This window comes from Mesorhizobium sp. P3_A9 (assembly GCF_056402975.1).
Map to the genome: position 1 here is coordinate 1 of NZ_JBFUGJ010000426.1, position 4382 is coordinate 4382.

Consider the following 4382-nt stretch of genomic DNA (forward strand, 5'->3'; position numbering starts at 1 on the left):
GATTATGGCTGGCTCGGCTTCGTGTCGTTCCTGACTCTTGTCGTCTGGACCATCACAGCCGGTTTTCGAATCCTGCTGCGCGACCGGCCGTGGCAGCCCTATCTGCTGTGCGCCTATGTCGCCTTCATCGGCAATATCGGTCTCGGCACCTTCATCGACATCGACCACTGGCGCCACATGTATCTGCTGCTCGGCCTGATCTGGGGCGCCATCGCGCTGGAATACCGCCATCAGCGGCTGTTGCGGCCGGCATTTCCAGGCGTGTCGTCGATCGCGCGATAAACGCCGAATTTCGGTTGACCCGAMCMGGSTTATCACGATACATCGCGACCGGTCCGGAGTGTAGCGCAGCCCGGTAGCGCACTTGACTGGGGGTCAAGGGGTCGTCGGTTCGAATCCGGCCACTCCGACCATTCATGAAAACAAGGACTTACCCCCAAAGTCCAGCCCTTCGTTTTCAGGACAATTCCAGGATAACGCCCAGGGCAACTTGTGTTGCTGGGCATTTTCTGTCGACGCGAACCAGAACACTAGGTTTTCCAAGGGCGATCAAAAGTCTTCGGGCCTCTTTGCCACAGTAAGGCAGCGCGCGCTTAGATGCGGGTAGTGCCACTCTCCCGGCTGCCAAAATGTCGTGCCACCGATGGTCTGTCGGCGCTTCGTCCTTGGCCTAACCCGCCACCCATCTCAATGATACCGACCAGTGCACGGACGAACTGCGCCATATCGTTTGCCGTAATGGCTGCCCTGTCGGGGCTTTGCCCAATGTGCTCGGCTGCTTCGCAACATGTCCGTCGGATGAGATCGTAGTGCAAATCTCTCTCATCTTCCGGCAACGCTGCTAGCTTCATGGCTCGGCGATGAATCAGCCGTAGCAATTGTTCGAGCGCTGCTCCGACACTCATGCGTTGCTCCGCATTGGTCGAGCGTTCCCGGCGCTCTGAGGCGCGCGGTGGAACGTCGATGAGAGGCGTTTCCGTCTCTTTGAAAGGAAGGCTGCACCACAGCTGTTAATATATTGTTTCTTGCTAATATAAGGACCTGCCCAGGCCCGGGCGGCTTAAAGTATGCCATTCTGGCCCCAACTGTTTGCATGTTTCGAGCACATAAACGCTAGCGCACGTGATGGCCCGCCGGCCCGTCCTTGCCTGAGTCGCTAGGTGAGTTCAGACCCTACCCCTGGCACACATCGACCCACTCAGCCCCAATCAGCTCAGCCATCCTCTGCGGTGCAATCCGTACCGCCGCGTTGGTGGCGCCCGCCGCCGGCACCACCTCGTCGAATTCGCGCAGCGACACGTCGCAATAGACCGGCAGTGGCGCTGGTAGGCCGAACGGGCAGACACCGCCGACCGGATGGCTTGTGGCCGCGACAACTTCGCCTGCGTCCAGCATGCGCGGCTTGCCGCCGAACTGGTCCTTGAACTTGCGGTTGTCCAGCCTGGCGATGCCGCTGGTGACGACCAGCATGGTGCGCTCGCCGACACGCAGGCAGATGGTCTTGGCGATCTGCGCCGGCAGAACGCCATGCGCTTCCGCCGCCAGCGTCACCGTCGCCGAACTCGCTTGCGTGACGATGACCTCTATATCGGGCGCATGAGCGGCGAAGAAGGCACGAACAGAGTCCAGGCTCATATCAAAAACCCACGATTCGAAGACGACGGACGGCAGACGCGATTGGCGCAAGATTGGGATGCCGCAGGTATAAACACGTGCGATCTGTAGGTCGGCAAGCCCGGCCAGTTTGATAACGCCATCGCATCAACAAGAAACCCGCCAAGCGGGCCTTGGCGGGTTCTCTTGCATGCCTGGTACTGGTCTATGCCAGGGGTCGGCCTTGTGCGGCCGGTATCGGTGCAGCGGACGCAATGAGAGCGTCCTGAGGCATGYGAAGCGCGGACGCAATACGACGCAGCTTCGACGGATCGGCCGCCCGGCCGTTCTCGATATCCTCAATCTCGCCGACCGACAGACCGCAGGTCAGGGAAAGCTCTTCCACGCTGTATCCGCGGGTTTCCCGCATTGCTCTAAGCGTGGTGTAATCGTGCCCGATCTCACTGGCTAACGGTTCGGAGAGGGCATGGCTTTTTGCATTGTTGGGCATTGGCAACTCCGGTGGCTGAAAGCGTTTTGATCAAAAATGGAGTGTTGCCTGAGACGAGCAGGAACATGCCCGCTCGCCGGCGATTTGCCAAGAGCCAAAGGCTGTCACGCTATCGTGAACCTATGGCCCGCGATGCGGTTGCACGCATATCGGCGCCATCAAGTTCTTTTGAACACCCAGGCACCTTTTTGCCCGGAGGTTTCAGCCCACCTGTTCGTTGTTCTGATGCGCTGGCGTGAAAACCATCCGGTTCCAGCCAGCCCGTCCCCAGAAGGATCCCTGTAATGAACTTCAAGACAATCATGGTCGTGCTCGGCACGATCTCCAGCCTTTCCGTTGCCGCCGTGGGCGGGGCCCAGGCGGCGGACGCGCTGCGCGTGCGCGGCACGGTGGTCAGTTTCGAGCCATCGTTGCTCACCGTGAAAACCCGCCAGGGCGACACCTCCGCGATCAAGCTCAATACCGGCTGGAAGGTCTCCGGCGTCGCCAGCGCCTCTGAAAAGGACATAAAACAGGGCGATTTCCTTGGCATCGCATCGGTCTCGAAGGCGGATGGCGGCAGTGGGGCGCTGGAGGTGGTGATTTTCCCAGCCGCCTTGAAAGGCACTGGCGAGGGCGACCGTCCGTGGGACTTGCAGCCGAACAGCCGCATGACCAACGGCACCGTGGCCGACGTCACCGACATAAACGGGCGCGCCGTGACGCTGACCTATGACAACGGGCAGACCAAGAAGATTTCGATCCCCGACAGCACGCCGGTCGTGACCTTCGCCCCGGCCACGCCGACCGATCTCAAGCCAGGCGCAACGGTCTTCGTCAATGCCCAGCGTGAGGCTGACGGGACGCTGAGTTCCAGCCGCGTCGTGGTGGGAAACAATGGCGTGATCCCGCCAATGTAGCCAAAACAGGCGACAAAGGCGCGGCTCTCGGCCTTGTGATGATGGTGGTGTAGGTCCCGGCTCCCTGGAAACACTCCAGAAACAAAATTCTACAATCGGGAAATACTGACGAAAAAATTCGGGAGCGTAATTTCATACGCGGCGGTCGGGCTATCGACCCGAGTCATATCTGCCGGCGAAACAAAAGGAAACGATCCATGAAGAAGTCCCTCCTCTCGGCCCTCGGGCTCGCAGTTGCGGTTGCTTTCACGGTGCCGGCTATCGGCGTGACGAGCGCGGATGCGGCGCCGATGGCGAAGCATCATCATCATCGCCACCACCATCATCATCGCCACCATCACTGGCACCACCACCATCATCATCACCACCACATGAAGACGATGAAGAAGGCCTAAGCATACCGACTGCCAACGAGAAGACCGGCCCTGGCTTCTTGTTCAGGGCTGGTCTTCTCCTGGTCATGCAATGYCAAGCCCGACCTGATCCGGGCCTGTTGAATTGTGCCGGATGATTGCTGGCCAGGATTTTCGGCGCCAATCCCGATACCGCGACGACAGGCGAAATCTTTCACGCGGGGCCAAATCGCGATACGCAAGGGGATGTTGCCGACCGGTACGCTGCACCGGACCAGGCTTTTGCGAACAGGGCCAGGTATCCCCCGATGACGGCCAAGGCCGATATCTCCCGGACAGACCGCATTGTCCTGTCGGTCGCGCGATTGTGGCTCACGCTCCGCCATCCTGCGCTTGTCGTGCGATTCTTCATGAAACTGGGCTATCTACCCAATCCGGCCGCGCCGGTGCGCTACCATGAGCTTTTGCTCTGGCGAAAGATCCTCGATCGCAACCCGCTGTTCGTGACGCTGACCGACAAGCTCGCGGCCAAGGCCTACATTCGTAACGCCTGTCCCGAGATCGACGTGCCTCAGACGCTCTGGTCCGGGCACGACGCTGCCGAGATCCCTGTGGATCTGCTGGCCGGTGCCGTCGTGGTCAAGGCAAACCATGGCTGCGCGATGAACATATTCGTCCGCGACGGCAAACCGGATCGCGCCACCATCGTGCGCAAGGCGAGTCGCTGGCTCAGGAAACGCTACGGCCGCCGCCATGGCGAATGGGCCTATTGGCCTGTCGTGCCGACCGTCTTCGTGGAGGAACGGCTGACACTCAGCGGCGGCACGACTGCCACCGACATCAAGGTTCATGTCTGCTCCGGCGTGATCTCCCATGTCTGGGTGGAGGATAAGCACGCCAAGGGTTCGCTGCTGTTCGACCGGCAAGCCAATCCGTTGCCCGGCCGCGATCCGGACTATCCCCGCGAGGATCAGGCCTTGCCCGTCAATGCGCGGCTCATCGACCATGTTCGCCAGGCAATTTCGA

The 4382-nt window shown here is 60.4% G+C and carries 5 protein-coding genes, 1 tRNA gene and 1 pseudogene; 5 read left to right on the forward strand and 2 right to left on the reverse strand.

Annotated elements, in window-relative coordinates; translation table 11 throughout:
- Both AC1DX0_RS31645 and AC1DX0_RS31650 read left to right on the forward strand, forming a co-directional pair.
- Positions 1 to 282: pseudogene (locus AC1DX0_RS31645) on the forward strand (hypothetical protein); the annotation flags it as partial.
- 54 nt (positions 283 to 336) lie between these two features.
- Positions 337 to 413 (forward strand) — tRNA-Pro (locus tag AC1DX0_RS31650).
- Positions 414 to 1173: 760 nt separating this feature from the next.
- On the opposite strand, the gene AC1DX0_RS31655 is transcribed toward AC1DX0_RS31650, so the two are convergent.
- Together AC1DX0_RS31655 and AC1DX0_RS31660 are read right to left on the reverse strand one after the other, a co-directional pair.
- On the reverse strand, positions 1174 to 1635 hold the full coding sequence (locus tag AC1DX0_RS31655) for a YbaK/EbsC family protein (protein WP_477221184.1): 462 nt from the start codon (positions 1633 to 1635) through the stop codon (positions 1174 to 1176).
- 184 nt (positions 1636 to 1819) lie between these two features.
- On the reverse strand, positions 1820 to 2104 hold the full coding sequence (locus AC1DX0_RS31660) for a helix-turn-helix domain-containing protein (protein WP_477358362.1): 285 nt from the start codon (positions 2102 to 2104) through the stop codon (positions 1820 to 1822).
- Between the two features lie 284 nt (positions 2105 to 2388).
- On the opposite strand from AC1DX0_RS31660, the gene AC1DX0_RS31665 reads away from it, so the two are divergent.
- The 3 genes from AC1DX0_RS31665 to AC1DX0_RS31675 form a co-directional block, all read left to right on the forward strand.
- Complete coding sequence (locus tag AC1DX0_RS31665; RefSeq protein ID WP_477221182.1) at positions 2389 to 3003, forward strand: hypothetical protein; 615 nt, start codon at positions 2389 to 2391, stop codon at positions 3001 to 3003.
- 197 nt (positions 3004 to 3200) lie between these two features.
- Complete coding sequence (locus AC1DX0_RS31670; protein WP_477221181.1) at positions 3201 to 3398, forward strand: hypothetical protein; 198 nt, start codon at positions 3201 to 3203, stop codon at positions 3396 to 3398.
- A 266-nt stretch (positions 3399 to 3664) separates the two neighbouring features.
- On the forward strand, positions 3665 to 4382 hold a 718-nt coding region (locus AC1DX0_RS31675), incomplete at its 3' end, for an ATP-grasp domain-containing protein (protein WP_477358364.1).

Excerpts from the sequence above, each read along its gene's own strand:
- AC1DX0_RS31655 (WP_477221184.1), bottom strand. The coding sequence starts at position 1,635 with ATGAGCCTGGACTCTGTTCGTGCCTTCTTCGCCGCTCATGCGCCCGAT.
- AC1DX0_RS31665 (WP_477221182.1), top strand. The coding sequence starts at position 2,389 with ATGAACTTCAAGACAATCATGGTCGTGCTCGGCACGATCTCCAGCCTT.
- AC1DX0_RS31670 (WP_477221181.1), top strand. The coding sequence starts at position 3,201 with ATGAAGAAGTCCCTCCTCTCGGCCCTCGGGCTCGCAGTTGCGGTTGCT.